Source organism: Pantoea sp. EKM101V, assembly GCF_011800325.1.
GTDB lineage: Bacteria > Pseudomonadota > Gammaproteobacteria > Enterobacterales > Enterobacteriaceae > Pantoea > Pantoea anthophila.
Genome location: NZ_JAALFP010000003.1, coordinates 121098 through 141405, shown reverse-complemented (window position 1 = coordinate 141405; position 20308 = coordinate 121098). Strand labels below are relative to the sequence as shown.

The window sequence follows — 20308 nt, the reverse complement described above, 5'->3', positions numbered from 1 at the left end:
CTTCTGGATGGCCCACAATAAAATTCAGCAGCAGCGCGCTGAATTAAATGAAAGCTGGAAAATAGTAACAGGTGCCGCAAAAGCGACTATTTATTCGGACTCGCTTAATGACTTTTCAGTAATCGTTTTATTACCGGTTCGACAATTTGCAGGAATATGTCAGGATTATTCAAAGCGCGTGCAGCAATAATCGCACCATGTACCGTCGCCATAACCGATTTCGCTTCTGCTGCTGCACTTTCCTGCAGGTTAAAAACGTGGCTCTTATTTCCCCTGTCGAGCACGGCGGTCAGCCATTCCGTGAGATCGCTAAAATGTCCGGTCACTTCCTGAGCGACCTCTTCAGGTAAAACCGGTAACTCCACAGCCAGCATCACACAGATACAGAAAGGCGAGTTGTTCTCTTTTATGCAGGTGGCCCAGAAGTTCACATAGCTGTTAATTTCCCCCAGGGCGTCTCCGGCGAAGTGCTGACTGATTGCCGCCATGCCTGTCTGTGCCTGCTGACGATAATCACCCACCACCGCCTGCACCAGATCTGCTTTAGCGGGGAAATGGTGATGAATACTGGATTTGCGGATTTTTACCCGCTCAGCCAGATCGGCATAGCTGAAGCTGTTATATCCGCCGGAGGTGAGCAGCATTCGGGTATGGTGCATTATCTCTTCGGCTTTCTGTGAACGTTCGGTACTCATGCATGCTCCGGCAGTTGAGATCAATTAACGGCAAATCGGTAAACGGCCCTGAACCTACTGACCGCCATGCGGGTTGTCAAGCGAGCCTGGCGCGCCTCCTTTACGCTTACTCAGGCCAGCCATACTGCTGAACACCCCATCGCGGAGTATCAATCCATGGAACAGGGCAGCGGCAAGATGCAACATCACCGTCATGAAAAGGGCCAAAGCAACCCAGCTGTGAAGCGGCCGCAGCAGAGCATAGGCGTCGTTGCTGACAGGAAAAATGGCCGGCAGCACCCGGTCACCCAGGGTAATGGGATAACCAGCGGCCGACTGCATCGCCCAGCCGATGAGAGGCTGAGCCAGCATCATGGCATACAGCGCCCAGTGGGACAGATGCGCTAACCCCTTCTGACAGCCCGGTAGCGTGGCCGGCAGCGCAGGTTTAGCGGTAGTGAAGCGCAGCCAGAGCCGCACAATCACCAGCAACAGAATCATCAGGCCCAGAGGTTTATGTATGGCCCGCGGCATCGATAAAATTAAAGGCGTTCAGGCTGTTAAAGCGATCGCTTATCCAGCTGGAAGAAGGCACTGCTTGCTTTGCCCAGCCAAAAAAGCGTTTGATCTCCGGGTGCTGCTGCACAAAAGCCTGAACTTTAGCGGGATTGGGTTTACCCGTTCTGGCATCCGGCAGCGTCGCGACCTGCAGATCGTAAAAACCCTCTACGCTCTGGACCGGAAAGAACGGCATCGCATTCATGCCGGTTCGCCACTGTTCACCGTTTTTCTGATAAAAGGCCAGCGCCATGCTGCGCACCGGCACCGTATAGTCAGGCGCATGGGGATTGCCGCCTGCAATTGCCAGACGACCCACCACAGGCGTCACTCCTGGCGCGAACAGCGCGGCGCGCGACAGGGCAGTGGCGTTACCGTTTGCCGAAAAGTCGCCCAGAATACAGACGCCTTTAGCATGATTGCGGCGAAAGCCTGGATGCCTGCCGCCCGACTTTTCTAAAGCCGTGACCAGCTTATCCGAAGTCAGCCGCGACCTGTCCAGCCAGCCACCCGCCCACAGTATGAGCGCAATCAACAGTAACGGTATGACCGCGATTATCGCCAGACGCGCTAATTTCTGACGGTTAGAAAGAGAAGATTTATTCATTAACACACTCAACATTGCAGAAATTAACGTCAACGCTCATTCGCGCGTCATCCTTCACGTTTTGCCTCTGACAGAACGATGAACCCGTTAATCGCGCCGGGCCTGCAATGAATCTACTAGTAGGTAGGCTAAGGTGTCAAACGACTTTGCGTCTTTCTTTTAATCATCTGTGCTTCAGAGAGGAAGCTGGATGAGGGGCGTAGCAGGAGTTACAGACAGCGTCTTTTCCGGCCGGTACATCGCGACAAATGGCGTCCACTCTTCCGGACGCCCTGCCCACCCGGCACGCTGTTTACTCAGTAAACCCTGAGCCGGTTACTGCGACATCTGTTGGGCAGATTTCAGGTGCTCCCCGACAACCGGGGTATGCGCGTCGGCCAGCGCTTTTACATCCGGATCTTTTATCGTCTTAGCATCACTTTCCAGCGTTGACAGCACCATTTTATGGTCTTTCAGGCCGGCATTTTCCATATACATTTTGTCAAATGCCCCGCCGCTCTGCTTTTCCAGTTCCAGGGCCATCGCCTTATGGGTGGCATCCGGCTCAGTGGGTAACGCGACCCCTTTTTGCTGAGCGACCGTCTGCACTTTGGTCAGGGCAGCGCCGTGATCGGCAACCATCTTCTGAGCGAAGGCCTTAACGTCAGCGCTTTGCGACTTACTGAGCGCGATTTTTGCGGCGGCAATTTCATTGATATTGGCCTGCGCCATCTCTTTAATCGCTTTCTGGTCGCCTGCGCTGAGTTTTCCGTTCGATGCGGAGGAGGGATTACCGCTTTGCGGTGTGCTTGTCTGCGTCTGAGCCTGCACGCTGGCAGTAGAGAACAGGGTCACTACTGCTGAGACAGCCAGCAGCCCTTTCACCGTTTTTGTATATTGCATTGTGTACTCCTGAATAGAGCGGAAGAAAATGAACCCTGCCCGGCACAAAGTTCCGGACAAAGTAGTCATTGAATGATTTGAATACCGTGCAGAAATAGCGTGGTCAGGCACGGGTTTCCTGCGTTTTACCGCGGCGGCTCACTGACCCCCCTTTACGTCCCGCTTCAATGGCGCGTTCAGGGTTATTTTTAAAATTCCCACTACTGGCTTTTCCGCCGAGCCGTCCCGCTTCTGAAGCCCGCTGGGGATTTTCTGCGAAATTACCCGATCCGCCTCTGTGCTTGTTCATATTCATCTCACTTTTGATGTTAATGACTTAACAAGCGTGGTTTGAATACTATTTAAACACAAACTTTTAGTATTATTTCCTTTGAGACAATCATCGCGTTAAATATTCCCGCTTCGCTCAGAAAAAAATATATCGTCTTTATAAGCAACAGGTTCACTCTGAAATCTGTACCAAAGCGAAAATCATTGCATCGCTTTTCTGATGCGTTTTTAAGACGATTCTTAGCCGTAACCCGGACAGAGATAACCTGTTGCCTGATCAGCATGTTAAATAATCTTACGAGCCTGATGCCACGCGTAAAATCAGCAGAACTGGCACTAAAAGAAGAAAATCACAGACTGTTTTTACGAAATAAAGCGTAAGCGGCAAAAATTAAAAAAACGGGAATGAGACAAAATCGTGAAGCTGGAATTTTCAGTAAACGTTTCCTGTTTCCGGTCCAGCCGTTGTCATGGATGGCAGATAAATGAACTGCACCAGTAAAGTACCGTTTCCCTTAAACGTGGCAATCTGTCAGAGGGCCAGGAGCAATCCCGAATCGATGAAAATAAATTTTACGGGATTACTGCCAGCGGCGCGGGACGCAATCCGGAAATCAATTCAATCTGCGTTTCCGACTGAGTCAGGTTCAATGGCCTCAATCAGAGATTTACCCTGATTATGAATGTTGCCGACTTTGCGGGTAACAGGATGCCAGGTAAAGGCCGTCTCAGGTAAGGCTGTGTCACGTGCGATCTCCTGCGCACGTTCTGGCGTGGTTTCTGCACTCAGCCATTCGCGTACTGCATCGGCACGCAAAACCAGCGGGCGACGGTCATGAATATCGACCATGCCTTGATTGCTCGCGGCCGTTACGATGACAAACCCCTCGCGCCCGTGATCCCTGCCGTAAGGCGCCCTGCCAATCGCAGCAAAGAATAGCGGCTCCTGCTTTTTGTGGCAGATAAAATAGGGCTGTTTTGCATTGCCGTCCCGCTTCCACTCAAACCAGCCATCTGCCGGAACAATAGCGCGTCCATGCTCCCAGAGAGGTTTAAACATACGCCCTGTGGCAGCCGTCTCACCGCGAGCGTTAATGAGTGGCTGCTTGTGCCACCAATCCGGACCATAACCCCACCAGACCGGGTCAAAGTGGATCGCCTCCTCCCGCTCATTGAGCAGCAGGACGTTTGTTCCAGGCGCAACGTTGTAGCGCCCTATCGGTTCCGGATCGTAAATGACCTCATCGGGCGTCAGCCCCAGTGCGTCAAAGTATTCATCTCTGCTGCTGTACTGCGCAAACCGTCCACACATAGTCACCTCCTCAGCAAAGGATAGTGTGTTACGGGCAGGCCGCTCAGGCTATTTTCAGGATGCGCTACTCTTATTCTGGTAAGCGTCAGCGAATACTGAGGTCACGACGCAGCTCATCAGAAAGAGGACGCGAAAATGAAAATTACGGTGGTTTTTGAAGATACAGGCGTGGAAGAAGAGCATGACTTTGACGCGAAACCCCGCGCAGGCGATTTAATTACGTTGCCGCGCGACGGAAAAGGAGAGGATTTTATCGTGCTGATTGAGCCCGATCCTGATCACACGCATGACGATGGCCGCGACGGACATCCCACTAAGGCCAGGGTCCGGCCTGCGTAGTGCCCCATTTGATCAAAATCGGCGAACCTGCGTTTAACCGATCCTGGCCGCCCGGCATATGCCACACCGGGCGGCCCTTTCATGACAACGCAATAATCATCAGGTGCGCACGCGCAGTGCGGCCTCAATCCTGTCGGCAATTTTCGTGACCACATAGGCAATCACCATGTAGAACGCTGCCGCAATCAGGAAGGCTTCGAGATAGTAGAAGTTCAGGGCTGCCGTTAACTGGGCCTGAGCAAATATATCCACCACTTCGATGGCAAACGCCAGCGACAGGGCTTTCATGATCACCATAAACGCATTCGCCAGATCGGGGATTGCCGCCACGATGATCTGTGGAAACATCACCCGACGGAACAGCTGTCCGCCGCTGTAGCCGAGCGATAAGGCGGCATCCGACTGACCGCTGTCGAACGAATTCAGCGCGCCTTTCCACACTTCAGCCTGGAACGCCGCTACGCAGGCACTCAGCGCCACAATGATGATGACCCAGTTCGGCAGAGAGTGAGCATTGACCGCTATTCCGGACAGCGTGGCGACAAAGTGCAGCGCCGGGGGCAGACCGTAGTAGGCGAGGAAAATCACCACCACCATCGGCACACCTTTGAAGGCAATTTTGTAGGCGATGACCAGCTGCCGCAGCACCGGGATGCGCTGATACTCAATAAAGGCAAACAGTCCGCCCAGCAGCGTCGAACAGATGAATATCGTCACTGCCATCAGCAGCGTTACCGGCACCGCATCCAGAATGCTCCAGAAGTCCGGCAGTAACACCTCAGCATCAAACATAGTTTTTCTCCCCTGCTCAGACGCTGGTGGTGAACTTCACGCGCGGTGCAGACTTAGCGCTGTACTTCGCATGACGTTGTTCGAAGAAGCGGATAACCAGCCACGCCACACCGCACAGCAGTGAATAGAGCACGGCCAGCACCAGATAGGTGCCGAACTGATACTGGTTGTAATCGCGTTCCATAATCAGGTGCGCGGTTGCCATCACATCAGCTGCACCGATGTACATTACCAGCGCCACATTATGAATCAGATAGATAATGGCATTGCCGTAGCCCGGCAGCGCAAAGTGCACCGCCTGTGGGCCGATGACACGCAGCATTTTCTGGCGGAAGCTGTAGCCCAGGCTGTCGGTGGCATCGTGCTGACCACGCTCAACCGCAAGATAGGCCGGGCGCATCACTTCCGACAGGTAACCCCCGTGATAGAGGCTCAGGCCGATCATCGCCGCCACGTTGGCGGTGAAAAAGTCGCGAAAACCGAAGTTATCGGTAATCAGTGGCATGCCGTAGAAGGCGACAAACAGCTGCAGCACCACAGGCACGCTGCGCGCGTAGGAGACATAGAGATCGGCCAGCTGGCTGATCACGGGAAGACGGCGCACGCGGAAAAACGTGGCGATAAGCGCCAGAAAGAACCCGATAATCATCGCCACAAACATGATGCCGAGCGTCAGAGGCAGCGCCGACAGCAGTTCTGGGATCATGGAGGATAGATTCACGGTGAAACACTCCTGCTAAAAAGGACAGCCTGCGCCCGATCTGACACCGGGCGCAGTGAATCTGTTACTTCATGTACTTCGTCACGTCTTCGCCAAACCACTTCTGCGCCAGCTTATCCAGCGTGCCATCCGCTTTCAGCGCCTTCAACGATTGAGCGATGTCATCACTCAGCGCCTGGTTCTCAGCGGAGCGGTGGATCAGCACATAGGTGTTGTTAATCACCACCGGCTCACTGGCTTTGATCGCCAGCTTCTGGTTGTCGATGACCGTCTGCTCACCCAGATTTGACGGCAGGATCAGCGCGTCATATTTCCCGTTCTGCACCTCTTTCAGGCGATCCGGGTAAGGCACACCCGCGCTGGACGCTTTGATGGTGATTTTGTCGTTCGGATTATCCTGCTGCCACTGGGTGACAAACTTATAGACGCCACCGCCTGCGGTCACCGGCACGATATTCTTACCGACCAGATCTTTCATGCTGTTGATGTTGCTGTCGCTGCGACTGTAGATCTTCATCAGGCTGGCACCGATCGGTGCATCCGGGATCAGGAACTGTTTACTGCGGGCAGGCGCTTTATAATATCCGCCCGTCGCCATGTCATATTTGCCGGTCACCAGGCCGGTTTCCTGGGCAATATCCGCCGCGCCTTCCATCACAAACTTATACTGTGGCAGTTTCGCGTTGATCGCTCTCAGTACGTCCGGCTCGTAGCCCTGTGGCTCATGGCCGATTGCGCCCCATGACAGGGGTTTGGACTCTGCTGCGGTAGCGATCTTAATGGTGCGAACGGCACCCGCAAAGCTGTTACCGCTAATCAGGGCCAGTGCGATGATGCCAGGCGCGGCCAGGCGACGTAATGTGGTTTTGATTGCAGGCATGTCTCTGACTCCTGTGATTATTAGAATACTTTTTCTGAGTTGAGGAACTGGGCAAGGCGCGGCAGCGTGGGGTTATCAAACATCTCTGCTGGCGTCCCCTGCGCAGCCACCACACCCTGATCCATAAACACGATGCGGTTCGAAATGCTCTTCGCAAACTGCATTTCGTGCGTCACCAGCAGCGAGGTAATGCCGGATGACGCCACATCTTTGATCACTTTGAGCACTTCCCCCACCAGCTCGGGATCGAGCGATGAGGTCGGTTCATCAAACAGCATCACATCGGGACGGACTGCCAGCGCCCGGGCGATACCGGTACGCTGTAACTGCCCGCCAGACAGCTGTGACGGATAGTGATGGTGCTTCGCCCCCAGGCCTACGCGCTCCAGCTCCTGCACGGCGATGTCGCGCGCCTGCTGTCGGGTTTTACGCTGGATGACGATCAGCGGGTCCATCACGTTCTCCAGCACCGTCATATTCTTGAAGACGTTAAACTGCTGAAACACCATGGCGGTACGCAGACGGATCGCCTGAATCGCCGCTTTGTCGGGTGACTGATAATCCATGCGGATCTGATCGAGCTGAATCGTCCCCGCAGAGGGCTTCGCCAGATAGTTGATGCAGCGCAGCAGCGTGGTTTTCCCGGTGCCGCTTGGCCCGATGATCGACACCACATCGCCACGTTTGACCGACAGGTCGACGCCTTTAAGAATCGGGTTGCTGCCGTAAGCGAGCGTAATATTGTTGAGTTCTAACATCCGGTGCAGCCCTTATTTGTTCAGGTCAGCATGGCCGAGCACATGCATCAGACGGTTGGCCCAGCCAAAGATGGCGATGGCGTGGATGAGATCGATGATCTCCTGATCGTTCATGCCGACAGCGCGCAGAGCGGCCACATCGTCCGGCGTCGCCTCAGAGGGCGTGACCGATAAACGACGGGCAAAGTGATAGATCGCCGCGTCGCGTTCACCTAATACATCGGCCCTGTCGAAGTAGACCGCACTGACCACCGCGTCATTCCCGGCCAGCTGGGCATGACGGCGCGCATGCACCACTGCACAGTAACGACAACCGTTGACGATGGATGCACCGAGCGCGCCCAGCTCTCGATCCGCGCGGTCCAGTCCCCCTTCAACATACATAATGGCGTTGAACAGGCCGGTGCGGGCGGTGTAACTTTCGGGATCGTGCACCAGCGTGCGCACGTACTCTGAGATTTTCTTGTTGGAGGGCGTCACCTTCATCGCATCAAGCTGTGCCGGTGTCGCCTGTTCAACCTCGACCGGCGTGATATAGGGATGCCAGTGCAGTGGTTTGAGGTTAACTGACGGAATCATGCGGACCTCATCAGGCGTAAGCCAGCCGCGACGCGCGTCTGGAAGTTAACAAAGGCGATCAGTTCCGAGAGCGCGACGATTTGCGGGTTGCTTAACCCGGCCTGCTCAAGCAGCCGGATATGCTGTTCGGTCGCCTGAATGGGTTGCTGCGTCACCAGATCGGCATGGCGCACAATCGTTGCCAGCGGCTCTTCACTCACCCCACCGCCCGCGGCCAGGGTCAGCAGCACGTCAGACGGATTTAACGCCGCCAGCTGAGCCTGGTAATCCCGTTGCAGCGCGGCATCGTCGTTCTGGTGTGCCATGCGCTGGGCCAGCGCCAGACGCAGATCCGCCGGTAAACCCTGTTTATCTTCGGGCGCCAGCACGGACAGACGGCACGCTTCTGCACCCTCAACAAATTCGGGGCGCAGGCGGCGCGTCTGATACAACGCCTCATCGGGTGTTAATCCGGCTGCCTGATCAATAACGTCGATCACAACGCGTTCTCCTGTTTTAGTTGCGGGGTTGAATCCACCCATTCATCGCCCTGCAATTCAGGGGTGTCATAAGCCTGTAAACTGGCGAAGTGCTGTTCGACATCCTCGGCAAACAGCGAGGCCGTTATGCCGCGCACCAGACGATCGGCCCCTGCACTCACGGCCGGGATATCGCCGGAGACTTTGCCGTGCGTCAGCATCGCGGCATCGTTAAAGCAGTGAATGTGTGCCAGCATCGGGCAGGCCCCTGGCGTCACTTCGCGAAACTCAAAGGAAGGTCCCAGATCCGGCGCGTCTAGCAGGTTCTGACGTGCTGGCCCCATCTCTGGCTGATAGCGGCCGTCGGCCCAGCTGCGGATATGCGGCGCGATGGCAGCAAACTCCGGCCGGCCGTGGAAATCGTTGGTGAAACCGGTGGCGGCAATCAGGAAGTCGTAGCGCAGTGCGCCCTGGGTGGTTTCGATCACCAGGCCCTCTGCTTCCTGCCTGACGGCGTTAATGGCACAGTCGAGAAAGAAACGCGCATTGTCATGACGGGAAACGCGCAGGGTTGACGCGCGCGGCGGCGGCGTTTGTGTCGCGGCGGTGTAGTCGACAAACTTCCATTTCCACGCATCCGGCAGAGAGTGCATGCCGTGTATCACCCCCTGGCTGCCGATGCCGGTCATCTTGTTGATACGCGGCATCGCTTTGCGCCGGATCAGCAGATCGACCGCTGCGGCACCCTGCTCCAGTGCGGTGGCGGCGTTATCCATTGACGACGCGCCTGCTCCAATCACCGCCACGCGTTTGCCCTGTAACGCCGCAAAATCGATCTCATCGGCGGAGTGTGCCCAGAACCGGCGATCAATACCCTGCAGGAAATCCGGAACGGCAAACCCGCCCAGTCCTGAACGTCCGGTAGCCAGCACCAGACGGCGTGTGTAAACACGGCCGGTTTCGGCGCCGTCCAGATCCAGCGCAATGACATCTCCGGCCTGGGCGATAGTGCAGACCCGCACGTTGTTCTGCACCGGCAGATTCAGCACCCTGCGATACCAGATCAGATAATCCATCCACTGCGCTTTAGGGATTTTATCCAGCGCCTGCCAGGCTTCCTTGCCCCACTGCGCCGTAAACCATGCGCGGAAGGTCAGCGGTGCAAGACCCAGTGCCGGGCCCTGCAGCGTTTTCGGCGAGCGCAGGGTTTCCATGCGTGCAAAGGTCACCCAGGGGCCTTCCCGCCCTGCCGGTGCGGCGTCATACGCCACCACATTGCTGATGCCGGTGAGCTGTAATTTAGCGAGCGCAGCCAGACCGCACATACCGGCACCGATGACCACAACATCGCGAACCGGCGCCCCCTGCCAGGTGCGCTCCGGCACCCAGGATTTGGCGGGCAGTTCCAGACATTCCAGATCCTGCTGCAGCTGAGCTTCAAGCGCGGCAAGGCCTTTGGCGGCATACGTCATATAAAGATTTCCCTGGTGTCAGCGATCGCCGGATAGCGGGCGAAAACGATTAAAACGCGCCGATGACCCTGCTTTTTATTATCTTAAAAACACATAGTAAGCGGATAAGAATCATCATAACGCATAGTAAGAACTCAGCTTTCGCATATTCCTCTTGCCCTAAATCCGAGTCAAGAAGCACGCTCACCCATTGACCAATGGATTTCTTATATCTTATGCCGCATAAGTTATAAGCATTGAAATTACAGGGATTATTCAGAAGCCTGCGTCTGGTTAACCCTGACGGGTATCTGTTAATTTTAGCTGGACGAGAGGTCACCCTGCCAGGTGACCGGGAGAGGCGGTGTTAATTCTGGTTGATAATACGCATGATGCGGGGATGTTCACTGGCTGTCAGACGTTCAAACCCCGGCAACAGGTGTGCGGCGGCATCGGCCAGGGCCTCCACCAGCGCCTGAGCCGCACTGGAAATCTGGCGGCCCTGCGGGGTGATGACGCCAAAGAAGTAAGGAATATCTTCCTGAATCGGGCGGATTGCCACACCGGCCAGCGGCATCCCCCAGCCCGTTACCGGTTCGAGGATAGCCACGCCTAATCCAGCCCGCACGCAGCCCAGGATATTGGCCGAGGAGTTGGTTTCAATGGTTTCCAGCAGCGGGGCCCTGACCTTTTTCAGCGCTTTTTCATAGCGTCCGCGTAAGCGCTGCGGGCTGAAGGGAGCGATCAGCCGGCGGCCTGCCAGCTGGCTCAGCGAAAGCTCACTGTTCGCCGCCAGCTCATCCTCTTCCGGCAGCGCCACGACGCACTGCGACTGTCCAATCCAGTGCAGTTCAACCGCATGATGTTCCAGCGGCAGACTGCATAAACCGATGTCAGCCTCTGCGGTGATCACCGCGTGCGCCGTCTGAACGGCAGATTCACTGATGATCTGGACTTTGTTCTGCAGGTTGAGTGCGGCCAGCGCCTGCGGCAGTAATCCCGCCGCCAGCGCAGGCGTAGCAGCAATACTGAGCGGGCGATGCTGCTGATGCGCAATCTCCTGGGCGCGTAAGCGGATCTGCTGCAAAGAGAGCAGTGCTTTTTGCACATACTGATGCAGCTGTAACGCCTCTTCAGAGGGATGAATGCGTGGGCCGTTGCGGATAAACAGAGGGTAGCCCAGCGACTGCTCCAGCTCCTGAATAAGACGGGAAACAGCGGGCTGCGAGCGGTTCAGTGCTTTGGCTGCCGCCGTGACGCTGCCCGCAGAAATTACCGCCGAGAAGGCCTCCAGCTGACGCAGATCGAGGTCATTTAACATGGTCATCGCGAAGATACTTCCCTGAGTCGTTGATCGTTCCCGACAGAGAGTCGGAAAAAAGTCATCATAGAGAGAGTGTGCAGAATTAGCCACCACGAGCAATCTGCGGGGCAGCGCAGTCCGTCATCCGCCATCACCCTGCTGCGTGTGAACTCTGGTAAAGAGATAACGGAAATGTCACCCTTCCATGATGCTGATTACTCAGGAAGGTCCGGGTATCCGGAAAGAGAATTAAGGAAAGGAGACGCTGGCGTGACGGTTTCTATAGGTGTACTTGCAGGTATGGGACCCCGTTCTACGGCCCCGTTCATTGATATGCTGGTGACAGAGTGCCAGCTGGGCTATGGTGCAAAATATGATCTGGATTTTCCTAAAATGCATATCATCTCTTTGCCGACCCCGTTCTGGCCCGGCAGGGACATTGACGATTACGCTATGGTTACCGCCCTGCAGGAGGGCATTGCCGACCTTGTTAAGGCCAGAGTCAGCCTGATAGCCGTTCCCTGTAATCTTGCACACTGCTATTTCGCCGAAATGAAAAAGGCCTGTGGAGATATTCCCCTTCTTCATATTGCAGAGAGTGCCCTGGCGTCGCTACCCGCAGAAGCCAGCAGAATCGCAGTACTGGCGACAGAACCTACCCTCGAAGCCGGTTTCTATCAGGCACGCATAAAAGCGTCTGGCCGCGAGATGATTGATTCACAGCGGCTTCGTGAAATGACAACAGCTTTAATCGGGCAAGTGAAAGCAAAAGGCTTCCAGGATGCTGAGGTGCAGGCAGGATGGAAGACGTTAGTCGCTGAAGTGGAAAGGCTTGAGGCAGAGGCGCTTCTGATTGCCTGTACCGATCTCAGCCCCCTGATAAAGGATCACTCTTACCGCTTTACCATTGCCGATACTGCAGCAACGCTGTCCAGGGCAACCATCCAGACCTTCAGGCTGCTAAGTGGTTAAAGATAAAAAAGATCCAATGCCGTGGTGATCGCCACGGCATTGCGCTTTCAACTGATGACACGGCTGGAAGCCGATCCTGTATCACCATAAATCATCAATGAATTAGTGGCCGCTCATCAGCTTTTTTACCTCTTCAGGTTTGTCATGCACGCCGAACCGGTCAACCAGCGTCCGGGTCGCGTCGTTCATTCCCCTGATGTCGACATCGGTGCCCTCACGGCGAAACTTAATCACAATGCGGTCCAGCGCGTTGACTGCGGTGATATCCCAGAAATGGGCGTGCGTCACGTCGATCACCACACGATCCAGCTTCTCGCGAAAATCGAAATGGCGGGTAAACCGGTCAGCTGAGGCAAAGAAGAGTTGTCCGCTCACGGTATAGGTGCGGGTATTGCCCTCTACGGCAGAGGAAACGGCCATAAAGTGGGCCACCTTAGTGGCAAAGTTCAGTGATGCAATCAGTACCCCGGTCAGCACGCCAAAGGCCAGATTATGGGTGGCGACCACCACGGCCACGGTCGCCAGCATCACGACGCTGCTTGAAAGCGGGTGGGTGCGCAGGTTCGTAAGGGATTGCCATGAAAAGGTGCCGATGGAAACCATAATCATCACCGCAACCAGCGCCGCCATGGGTATCTGCGACACCCAGTCGCGCAGAAATACCACCATCAACAGCAGCACCACGCCCGCCGTAAGCGTGGAAAGCCGTCCCCGCCCACCCGATTTAACATTGATTACCGACTGGCCAATCATGGCACAGCCCGCCATCCCGCCAATAAACGAAGTGCAGATATTGGCAATACCCTGTGCTTTGCACTCGCGGTTCTTGTCACTCGCTGTGTCGGTCATGTCATCCACAATCGTGGCGGTCATCATGGATTCCAGCAGCCCTACCACGGCCAGCCCCGCCGAGTACGGCAGAATGATCAGCAGGGTATCAGGGTTAAGCGGGATATCCGGAATGAGAAACACCGGCAGGCTGTCAGGCAGTTTGCCCATATCGCCCACCGTGCGAACGTCCAGGTGCAGCCAGACAGAGATAGCGGTCAGCACGATGATGCAGACCAGGGGAGAAGGAATCGTTTTATTCAGGTACGGGAAGAGATAAATAATGCCGAGTCCGGCAGCCGTGAGCGCATAGACGTGCCAGGTGACATGCGTCAGCTCCGGTAACTGCGCCATAAATATCAGTATCGCCAGAGCGTTCACGAAGCCGGTCACCACTGAGCGCGAAACGTAGCGCATCAGGCTGCCGAGCTTGAAGTATCCGGCTATCAGCTGAAATACGCCGGTCAGCACAGAGGCCGCAAGCAGATATTGCAGTCCGTGGTCTTTAACCAGCGTGACCATCAGCAGTGCCATTGCACCGGTTGAGGAAGAGATCATCGCCGGGCGGCCACCAAAGAAGGCCATGACGATGGGGATACAGAAGGCGGAATAGAGGCCGACCTGGGGATCGACACCAGCAATGATGGAAAAAGCGATCGCTTCCGGAATAAGCGCGAGCGCGACAACAATACCGGCAAGGACGTCACCACGGACGTTACCCAGCCAGTCCTTACGCGTCGAGGACAGCAGCATAATAATTTCTCAGATTTTGAATAAAGTCAGCCCGCAGGGGCAATAATTTTCAGATACGAAAAGATCCATCCGCAGACGGGATGTTCAGGGCGCGCAGCTGAGCGGGCTCAGTGCGACAGAGGAGGGGTAAGACTCAGGGTGGCGTAAGACGCATGATTTTAGGTTCTCCTTTACGGCAGCAGCGTGCCTTCAGGACGGAAGTCATCCCGCGCAATGCTGTTCTGAACGCGGGCCGTGATATCTGATCAGAGCGAAAAGCTGACCAGACAGACCCGTTACTATAAACGAATGCCATGACCGATCAACCCCGGCTGCAACAGGTCAGCGCCTTTCCGCGCAGGGCGCGCGGGTGTCAATGCGCCAATCCGTGGCTATTCTTACCTTGCAACCAGCCAGCTCTGTAAATGAAGGTTTCTGTCCAGTCCGATGGTCAGGAAAGAGAGGTGACAGAGTGGCTTTATAAGGACAGCGGACGAAGGCCTGATGCGAAGCCGCGACGATAAACTGATTAAAAAGGTGACATGATGTCTAAAACGCGGTGGCTTCTTCTCCGGCTGACCCGACAGCTCTGGTTTCGCAGTTCATTATTTGCGCTGCTGGCGATTATCACTGCCCTTGTCGCTATCGCCATAAAACCCTTTATACCGGTTTCGGTATCAGGGATTGTGGGCAGTGACGCGGTCGATAAGATCCTGACGATACTCGCCTCGAGTATGCTGGCCGTCACCACCTTCTCGCTCAATATCGTGGTTACGGCTTATAACTCTGCCAGCAGCAGCGTGACGCCACGCGCTACGGTGCTGCTGCTTGAAGATGGCACAACGCAGAATGTGCTGGCGACCTTTATTGGCTCCTTTCTCTACAGCCTGGTGGGCATCATCGCCCTTGGCATGGGCGCCTATGGCACCCAGGGGCGGGTGATTCTCTTTTTTGTCACCCTGGTGGTCATTGCCACGATTGTCGTGACACTGCTGCGCTGGATACAGCATCTGGCTCAGTTTGGCTGCATGTCTGACACATCACATCGCGTCGAAGAAGCCACCACGGCAGCCCTGCACGATCGCCTCCGGCAACCCTGTATGGGCTGCTCTGCCTGGAACGGTGTTCTGCCAGAGAATCGCGCCCCACAGAGCATCTTTCATCCGCAGACCGGCTATCTGCAACATGTTGACCTGCAACATCTTTCCGACTTCGCTCAGGAGAACGACTGTCATCTTTATCTTGCCGCTCAGCCGGGAAGTTTTATTCATCATGGCGCCCCGCTGCTCTGGTGCGATCGGCCACTGAAGGAGGATGAGAGGCAGAGAGTGTGTCATGCCTTCACCCTGGGTGAGCAGCGTTCCTTTGAACAGGACCCCCGCTTTGGGCTGTGTGTCCTGTCCGAAATCGCCTCACGCGCACTATCTCCGGCGGTTAACGATCCGGGCACTGCGATCGATATTATCGGCCGGGCGGTCAGGTTGTTTACCCTGCCCGCCTCTGCAGACTCTGCCACCACGCTCTACCCGCGGCTCTTTATGCAGCCCGCGCAAATCTGCGACATGTTTGACGATATTTTCACCGGGATTGCGCGCGATGGTGCCGCACTGGTCGAAGTTCAGCTGCGCCTGCAGAAAGCGCTGCACTCGCTAGCGGTGATTTCACCTCAACGTTATGCCGCAGAGGCGCAGCGCCATGCCCTGCTTGCGCTGACGCGTGCCAGTCACGCGATGCATTGTGAGGCAGATAAAGAGGCAGTTAAACGTGCTTATGGCTGGCACTATTTAAACGGGACGGGAATAAGTGAAGAAGAGAGCCTGATATGAAACAATGTTGGCTGGCAGAGAAAGGATTTAATTAAAGTTGCCAGTAACACTGCGGCAGCGCTTATTTATTGACAATGGTTTCGTAAATTAATCCTCATCTCTCAATGTATTAAAACTGAAAGCCCCGACAGGAATGCCGGGGCCTGAGGCTAAATCAGAATTAACATCTCTGATTATTCAGACTTACGTCCGCCCCCGTGGCTATTCTGGCCACCTTTCTTGCCCGCTTCTGAAGCTTTCTCACGGTCATTGGCGAAGTTACCGCCGCTGTTTTGCCCGCCTTTTTTACCCGCTTCAGATGCTTTCTCAGGGTTTTCTGCAAAATTACCTGAACCACCACGATGTTCGGCCATATTATCCTCCTGGATAACTTTTCTAAAAATAGATGGTAACCGGCATGATAAATATCGCCAGCCGTATTCGTGTTACACTGTTTATTCTAGAGAGGGCAGGAATGTTTGCAAGCGGACCCGTTTAAACTCTGCGGGGAAAAAGCATAAGCGAGACGCACGCCAGGCGAAATAAGCCAGACGACAGGGATGAAAATTTTAAAATTAAAACAAATTCTTATGACACTGAGTTGAAAGTTATATTTTCCGCACCCCGTTAATAAAATATTACCTTTGTTAAAATTTATAAAAACAGAGCACTGTGACGCTGTGCTGAAGCATGCTTGTTCAATCGAAAAGAGTTCAGGTGGGTTCTGACTCACTCATGCTGCAGAAAGAGTGGCAGATAAGCGTAACCGGGTCTGTAAAAGCCCGTATGATTTTACTCAGTTCCAGGTTCAGAAAAACACCAGGTGCAGTTTGTTAGCAGCCTGATGGATCTGCAGCGCGGCTTGGGGCGCCTGGCCATCCGCCGGAAACACACCTTAAGGATTCAGCCCTTTCAGTGGCTATCTCACAATAATTTACGCTGGCAAACAGTCTGTTTTAGTCAGAATCAGCAGGCGTTTTGACTCCTTTCTGATGTGCGATCCGCTTAACCCAGCTCCTCTGGATTCGTAGTGTATCTTCAGCGCGCCTGTTGAAGAGCCCTCCAGCCTCGCCGTGCCAGTTTGTCCTGAATGCAACAGATCTGCTCTTAAACAGTTTCTGCATTAATCATTAAATAATCAGAATTAAAGAGGTTACAACCTTCTGAAATGCAATTTTTTCATTAACTATCCAATTTTTTAGATAAACATAAAATTAATGCTTAATAAAAATGTAATACGTTTCAGCCTGTAAAAGCTGTTACCGTGAACTGTATATCACTTTCAGAGCTGGCCTGACAAAACAGCACCCGCCAGAAAGATACATTAAAGATCTAACAAACCTACCTGCTACTTTACACACAACAGTTAATCACCAGACACTTCTTATTACATCTGCATCCCTTCTCTTTTCATGCTTTTTTTAATTTACTTCAGGCAACCCCACGGCGGGGTTATCAGCAACGTGTTTTTTACTCATGTATTTCTTACTTTAAGGATGGACTATGAGACTCAATAAAATCACTTTTGCGTTAGGAGTTTTGCTAATTATGTCATCCCGGCTATCAGTCGCAGCGCTGTTGGACAGTGAGGCTATTAAATCCGACTCTGCGAAGCCCTATGTGTTAATCGGCGATGCGAATGGCGCTGCAGGTGCTGCAGGAGGTAATGGGGGGAATGGTGGGAATGATAATTCACCGGGAGCGCCAGGCGGGGATGGCGGCAATGGTGGTAATGGTGGTAATGCCGATAGCGGGAATGGCAGCAGCAATGGTAATGACAGTGGAGATAATAACGGTACCGGTAATGGTGACGGAAGCGATAATGGCGACGGAGATGGCGGAGGAGATAATGGTGGTGATGGTGGTTCATAACAGGCTGCTTTAATTTTAATACGCGGCGAATGATTTCTCCGCGTTTAATTTATGGAGATATAAAATGAAAGTTCGTTCATTAACCATCAATATAGTTATCCTTTCAACTATTTTAGTCAGTGCTTTGAATGCTCAGGCCTCAAACAGGCATCATCATAAACATAATGACTGCTCATATCTGAATGGGAAAGATGGCGGCACGACTAAAAGCGGTGACGCTAATGGTGAGAATGGCAGGCAAGGTGTGTCGGGAACCCCATGTATCAATGGCGGCAATGGCGGTAATGGCGGTAACACGCCTGATGGAAACGCAAATGGCGGAAACGGTGCGCCCGGAGCTAATGGAGCTAATGGATGAATAACAAAATAAATACATTTTTCTCGTTAAGCCTGTTTAGCGTAGTAATTCTCAACTCAATGACCAATGCCTGGGCAAACAAGGAGAAAAAAATTGTAATACCGGCTTCTCATTTGTTTCATCTGACAGCTGATGGCGGCAATGGTGGTGATGGCGGAAGTGGCTCAGCCGGGGGCAATGGCGGGAATGGTGGAAATGGCGGGAGTGGGCCTGATGGTGGCAATGGGGGCAACGGCGGGAATGGTGGAAATGGTAATAGTGCTGATTCACCCGGCGGGAACGGAGGTGACGGTGGTGATGGGGGCAACAGTGGTAACAGCGGGCACGGAGGTGAAGGCGCGGCCGGGGGAAATGGCGCTGATGGTGGAGATGGAGGTGATGGGGGCAGTAATAATTCACCTGGCGGAAATGGCGGTGACGGTGGAGATGGCGGGGATGGGGGAAACACTTAATCAGATAATGTAACAAATTCATTTAAGGAGATTCTGAATGCAATATTTTAGTTTGCGCGTCTTTTTAAAGTCATCAGTCATAATAACTCTCATAACACTTCGGGTATTAATTTTTTGCACACCTTCTATTCTGTTACCGGCATTAACTTTTGCCATTAGCTTTAATGCTATCGCAGACGATGGAGATGGAGGTGATGGAGGTGATGGCTCCGGCAATGGTGACGGCGGTAACGGCGGAAATGCCGGAGCCGGGTCTGATGGAAACGGAGGTAATGGGGGAAGTGGTGGCGAAGATGGAGGTAACGGTGGAAATGGCGGTAATGGTGATGGTTCAGGTAACGGTGGAAATGGAGGTGATGCGGGCCCCGGGGGGTTAGGTGGTCAGGGTGGTCAGGGTGGTACCAATGGAGGTCACGATGGTTCTCCGGGGATGAGCGGTGCCAGAGCGTCTAAGTAGACAGACTTTTCGTAATGAATCTCTTTCAGTCAGGTTGATGTAATTCAGGTATTAAAACCTGATATCGCTCTGGCTGAACGTCTGACTTTTCACAAGGTCCGCTTTGTACCAGAAGCGGCCTCTTCGCTTAAATCTGTAAAGAACAGAGCGTTTGCTTTTTTGAATGGAGACCTTAAATGAATCATTTCATCTAAAGTTTTATGTCGCTCTGTCGTTACTTAAAAAAACCATCGATATTTATCACGGACTGAGTGTTGTTCAGGATGGAGAGGCATTGGCAATAAACATCAATACGTTAACAGGCAGAATCCATCTGTATCAGTTAAAACCCCTGAAAGCTCCAGCCTCTACCCTGCCAGCGAGAGCAACGCTACAGTCGTGCAGCCTGTCTCGTCAGGCCAGTCTACGATAAGTGGACGAGGACTGATGATGTCTCGTCTTTTTGGTAAGGTAAGCACCTTACCTGAAATGCAGACTCAGCTTACCAAAAATAACCAGGGAATGGATGCCTCTGTTTTTCTGACGAAGAGCGATTTGGGCGCACTTTCACATCTCTATGATCAGGCACAGACACAGGGAGCTGACTTACGATATGTTGATGATATAGCACGCGATTTAGGTAATTACCGTAAGTTCGGAAGCGTGTCAGGTAGTTATAATACAGGGAATAGTCACGATACGACTGGTCGGGTTCAGACGGTATCATTTACAGATAAAGATGCTGCAACAGCATCCCGTATTCTGAGCGGTGATAACCTTGCAAACTCTGGCCTCGACCCTGCTTTTATCAGATATGAACTCGACCCTGGGTATTCTTTCAGTCATACCGCGAGTTTTGACTATCTGGAATCCATCATGAAAACTACCGGTTCTGATGCGACATCGAAAAGCCAATTCATGGCATCTCCGTTCGCAACTTATGTAAGTCAGGGACAGAATAACTACATAATAAATACGGCCAGCGAAGCCACACTGAAAATTGAAGAACCTGATGTCATCAGCAAAGATGGTGTATTTACTGTCACCGAAGCCGGCAAGAAGCATGGATTCAGATTAGAAGGCAATGATCTCATACAGGATAAAAACACAGGCATAAATGACACTCAGTATGGAAAGCGCAGGGACAAAACGTTAATGGACTACTTCCTGAACCTGAAGAATACATAAGATATTAATCCTGAAAATTCAGAAGCCAGAACTGTTTGATCTGCTTAATCAGTAACTTTTATCAATAACGCCTTTCAGTTC

22 protein-coding genes and 2 pseudogenes are annotated in these 20308 nt (G+C 53.4%); 8 read left to right on the top strand and 16 right to left on the bottom strand.

Going from position 1 to position 20308, the window contains the following annotated elements; translation table 11 throughout:
- Positions 1-104: 104 nt before the first annotated feature.
- The 6 genes and pseudogenes from HFD92_RS06870 to HFD92_RS06845 all read right to left on the bottom strand — a co-directional run bounded on the left by HFD92_RS06870 (position 105) and on the right by HFD92_RS06845 (position 4303).
- On the bottom strand, positions 105-695 hold the full coding sequence (locus tag HFD92_RS06870) for a TetR/AcrR family transcriptional regulator (RefSeq protein ID WP_167428583.1): 591 nt from the start codon (positions 693-695) through the stop codon (positions 105-107).
- Between the two features lie 54 nt (positions 696-749).
- Positions 750-1199 (bottom strand): annotated as a pseudogene (locus tag HFD92_RS06865) (cytochrome b); the annotation flags it as partial.
- Positions 1198-1839, bottom strand: a pseudogene (locus tag HFD92_RS06860) (catalase); the annotation flags it as partial. The pseudogenes HFD92_RS06860 and HFD92_RS06865, both read right to left, overlap by 2 nt.
- 315 nt (positions 1840-2154) lie before the next feature.
- Positions 2155-2721, bottom strand: coding sequence for a DUF4142 domain-containing protein (locus HFD92_RS06855; protein WP_167428582.1), 567 nt, complete (start codon positions 2719-2721; stop codon positions 2155-2157).
- A gap of 103 nt (positions 2722-2824) precedes the next feature.
- Positions 2825-3010, bottom strand: coding sequence for a general stress protein (locus HFD92_RS06850; RefSeq protein ID WP_167428581.1), 186 nt, complete (start codon positions 3008-3010; stop codon positions 2825-2827).
- A 600-nt stretch (positions 3011-3610) separates the two neighbouring features.
- A complete protein-coding gene (locus HFD92_RS06845) occupies positions 3611-4303 on the bottom strand; it encodes an SOS response-associated peptidase family protein (protein WP_167428580.1) in 693 nt (230 codons plus the stop codon).
- Positions 4304-4438: 135 nt separating this feature from the next.
- Between HFD92_RS06845 and HFD92_RS06840 the strand changes: the two genes are divergently transcribed.
- On the top strand, positions 4439-4642 hold the full coding sequence (locus HFD92_RS06840) for a hypothetical protein (RefSeq protein ID WP_009092886.1): 204 nt from the start codon (positions 4439-4441) through the stop codon (positions 4640-4642).
- Positions 4643-4741: 99 nt separating this feature from the next.
- Here the strand turns inward: HFD92_RS06840 and HFD92_RS06835 are convergent, their stop codons facing one another.
- The 8 genes from HFD92_RS06835 to HFD92_RS06800 form a co-directional block, all read right to left on the bottom strand.
- Positions 4742-5434, bottom strand: a complete 693-nt coding sequence (locus HFD92_RS06835; RefSeq protein WP_058957117.1) for an amino acid ABC transporter permease — start codon at positions 5432-5434, stop codon at positions 4742-4744.
- Positions 5435-5450: 16 nt separating this feature from the next.
- Positions 5451-6140, bottom strand: coding sequence for an amino acid ABC transporter permease (locus HFD92_RS06830; protein ID WP_009092884.1), 690 nt, complete (start codon positions 6138-6140; stop codon positions 5451-5453).
- 79 nt (positions 6141-6219) lie between these two features.
- Positions 6220-7035: a transporter substrate-binding domain-containing protein gene (locus tag HFD92_RS06825; protein WP_167428579.1), complete on the bottom strand. Its 816-nt coding sequence runs from the start codon at positions 7033-7035 to the stop codon at positions 6220-6222.
- Positions 7036-7055: 20 nt separating this feature from the next.
- Positions 7056-7793 carry an amino acid ABC transporter ATP-binding protein gene (locus tag HFD92_RS06820; protein WP_009092882.1) on the bottom strand — a complete coding sequence of 246 codons (738 nt, stop codon included), beginning with the start codon at positions 7791-7793 and terminating at the stop codon, positions 7056-7058.
- A 12-nt stretch (positions 7794-7805) separates the two neighbouring features.
- Positions 7806-8372, bottom strand: coding sequence for a peroxidase-related enzyme (locus tag HFD92_RS06815; RefSeq protein ID WP_046102724.1), 567 nt, complete (start codon positions 8370-8372; stop codon positions 7806-7808).
- Positions 8369-8851, bottom strand: coding sequence for a CMD domain-containing protein (locus HFD92_RS06810; protein WP_046102725.1), 483 nt, complete (start codon positions 8849-8851; stop codon positions 8369-8371). The genes HFD92_RS06815 and HFD92_RS06810 overlap by 4 nt, the downstream gene beginning before the upstream one ends.
- Positions 8848-10302, bottom strand: coding sequence for an NAD(P)-binding domain-containing protein (locus tag HFD92_RS06805; protein WP_167428578.1), 1455 nt, complete (start codon positions 10300-10302; stop codon positions 8848-8850). The genes HFD92_RS06810 and HFD92_RS06805 overlap by 4 nt, the downstream gene beginning before the upstream one ends.
- Before the next feature lie 346 nt (positions 10303-10648).
- Positions 10649-11608, bottom strand: coding sequence for a LysR family transcriptional regulator (locus HFD92_RS06800; RefSeq protein WP_111208784.1), 960 nt, complete (start codon positions 11606-11608; stop codon positions 10649-10651).
- 246 nt (positions 11609-11854) lie between these two features.
- On the opposite strand from HFD92_RS06800, the gene HFD92_RS06795 reads away from it, so the two are divergent.
- Positions 11855-12556: an aspartate/glutamate racemase family protein gene (locus tag HFD92_RS06795; RefSeq protein WP_167428577.1), complete on the top strand. Its 702-nt coding sequence runs from the start codon at positions 11855-11857 to the stop codon at positions 12554-12556.
- A 102-nt stretch (positions 12557-12658) separates the two neighbouring features.
- On the opposite strand, the gene HFD92_RS06790 is transcribed toward HFD92_RS06795, so the two are convergent.
- Entirely contained in the window at positions 12659-14137 is a 1479-nt protein-coding gene (locus tag HFD92_RS06790; protein WP_167428576.1) for a SulP family inorganic anion transporter, read from the bottom strand.
- Positions 14138-14658: 521 nt separating this feature from the next.
- Here HFD92_RS06790 and HFD92_RS06785 point away from each other — a divergent pair.
- Positions 14659-15942, top strand: coding sequence for a DUF2254 domain-containing protein (locus HFD92_RS06785; RefSeq protein WP_370525220.1), 1284 nt, complete (start codon positions 14659-14661; stop codon positions 15940-15942).
- 173 nt (positions 15943-16115) lie between these two features.
- Here the strand turns inward: HFD92_RS06785 and HFD92_RS06780 are convergent, their stop codons facing one another.
- On the bottom strand, positions 16116-16295 hold the full coding sequence (locus HFD92_RS06780) for a general stress protein (protein ID WP_009092874.1): 180 nt from the start codon (positions 16293-16295) through the stop codon (positions 16116-16118).
- 1129 nt (positions 16296-17424) lie between these two features.
- Here HFD92_RS06780 and HFD92_RS06775 point away from each other — a divergent pair.
- The 5 genes from HFD92_RS06775 (at position 17425) to HFD92_RS06755 (ending at position 20227) form a co-directional block, all read left to right on the top strand.
- Entirely contained in the window at positions 17425-17793 is a 369-nt protein-coding gene (locus HFD92_RS06775; RefSeq protein WP_111208788.1) for a hypothetical protein, read from the top strand.
- Positions 17794-17857: 64 nt separating this feature from the next.
- Positions 17858-18151 (top strand): hypothetical protein, encoded by a 294-nt coding sequence (locus HFD92_RS06770; protein ID WP_071987830.1) that lies wholly within the window; start codon positions 17858-17860, stop codon positions 18149-18151.
- Positions 18152-18283: 132 nt separating this feature from the next.
- Entirely contained in the window at positions 18284-18616 is a 333-nt protein-coding gene (locus HFD92_RS06765) for a hypothetical protein (RefSeq protein WP_009092872.1), read from the top strand.
- A gap of 136 nt (positions 18617-18752) precedes the next feature.
- Positions 18753-18980, top strand: coding sequence for a hypothetical protein (locus HFD92_RS06760; RefSeq protein WP_167428574.1), 228 nt, complete (start codon positions 18753-18755; stop codon positions 18978-18980).
- Between the two features lie 506 nt (positions 18981-19486).
- Positions 19487-20227 (top strand): hypothetical protein, encoded by a 741-nt coding sequence (locus HFD92_RS06755; protein WP_255461701.1) that lies wholly within the window; start codon positions 19487-19489, stop codon positions 20225-20227.
- The last annotated feature ends 81 nt before the right edge of the window (positions 20228-20308 follow it).